We start from the raw sequence: 1,614 nt of genomic DNA, 5'->3' as shown, positions 1-1,614 counted from the left end.
CCTAATCGGTAGTTGGGATAGGAGCTGACCCCGTATAGGGACAGTTTGTGTTCTGGTGCTGCTGTCGGGGCGACGCCTGTTGTTGCCCGGACATTCGATGTCTCACGAAAGAACGGTGCGCCCCGGTAGCAGTGATCTGGTGTTCGGTGGTGTGATGGCGTTGCCCCTGCCGACCGCAGGGTTCACCCCGGTATGAGTTCTCCCGAGCCGTAGAGCTCTTCGGAAAGCACTGGGGGTCCTGCGGTGTGCTGGAGTCACGGACGGCTACTGAGATGACGGACCGTCGAGTCCTGCGATTAGGGTGCCGCGTGGCCCCTGCCCGGTGCCGGGCATCGTATCGAGCAGACGGAGGGAACGAATGAGTTTGTTCTGTGGAATCGATTGGGCCACTGATCATCACGACATCGCGGTCGTCGACCACACGGGCCGCCTGGTGGCCGGCGGCAGGGTCGAGAACACCGCCTCGGGATTCGAGGCCTTGTTGGCCATGCTCGCCGACGCCGGTGAGGACCCGCACGAGCCGGTGCCGGTGGCCATCGAGACCGATCACGGTCTGTGGGTCGCGGCGTTGACCGCCTCGGGAAGGCAGGTCTACCCGATCAATCCGCTCGCGGCCTCGCGTTACCGGTCCAGGCATGTCGTCTCCGGAGCGAAGTCCGATGCGGTCGATGCCCGCACCTTGGCGAATATCCTGCGCACCGACCTGCCCGAGCATCGCCCACGATCGAATGATTCCGAGCTGGCCCAGAGTGTGCGGGTGCTCGCTCGCGCGCAGCAGGACACGATCTGGAACAGGCAACAGGTCACCAACCGGGTCATCGCGCTGCTCAAGGAGTTCTACCCGGCAGCGTTGGAAGCCTTCGCCGGTCTCGAAGGCGGCATCACCCGAGCCGATGCCCGGATGATCCTCACCGCTGCTCCCACCCCTGCCCAGGCGGCCACATTGACTCCGGCCCGATTGCGAAAGTTGATGGCCAAAGCCGGCCGCCAGCGATATCTCGATCGGGACGCCGGGCGCCTGCGCGAGGTGTTCACCGCCGAGCACCTCCGTCAGCCCGCCATGATCGAAGAAGCGATGGGACGGCAACTGAGCGCGTTGCTCGGGCAGCTGAACGCCATCTGTACTGCGGTTGCCGACCTGACGGAGGCGGTTACCGAGACTTTTCACCGACACCCGGACGCGAAGATCCTGACCAGTTTCCCCGGCGTGGGGCCAGTGGTCGGCGCCCGGGTGCTCGCCGAGATCGGTGACGACCGCTCGAAATTCGACGACGCTCGTGGATTGAAAGCCTTCGCTGGATCCGCGCCGATCACCCGCGCCAGCGGCAAGAAGACCGTCATTACGCACCGGCACATCAAGAACCGGCGTCTCGCCGCCGCCGGTTCGATCTGGGCGATGGCAGCGCTGAAATCCTCGCCCGGAGCGCGGCGGCACTACGACGCGCGCCGAGCCAAAGGTGACTGGCTCCAAGAAGCCAAACGCCACTTGTTCAACAAATTCCTCGGACAACTCCACCACTGCCTGCAAACCGGACAAACCTACGACGAAACCCATGCCTTCCCACCTCCTCTCGTGCTCGCGGCTTGACTGTTAACTTCCTGAGATGTCTTTCG

1 protein-coding gene is annotated in these 1,614 nt (G+C 64.1%); it reads left to right on the top strand.

Features of this window, described 5'->3' with window-relative positions; translation table 11 throughout:
- Positions 1–358 precede the first annotated feature (358 nt).
- Positions 359–1,588, top strand: coding sequence for an IS110 family transposase (locus tag YH3_RS34610; protein ID WP_044480091.1), 1,230 nt, complete (start codon positions 359–361; stop codon positions 1,586–1,588).
- The last annotated feature ends 26 nt before the right edge of the window (positions 1,589–1,614 follow it).

Origin of the sequence: Rhodococcus sp. YH3-3, assembly GCF_001653035.1 — a bacterium.
In the GTDB taxonomy this organism is placed as follows: domain Bacteria; phylum Actinomycetota; class Actinomycetes; order Mycobacteriales; family Mycobacteriaceae; genus Rhodococcus_F; species Rhodococcus_F qingshengii.
This window is presented reverse-complemented; position numbering and strand designations above follow the sequence as displayed.

Bases quoted from the DNA above. Each gene is read 5' to 3' on its own strand.
- YH3_RS34610 (WP_044480091.1), top strand. From the start codon at position 359: ATGAGTTTGTTCTGTGGAATCGATTGGGCCACTGATCATCACGACATC.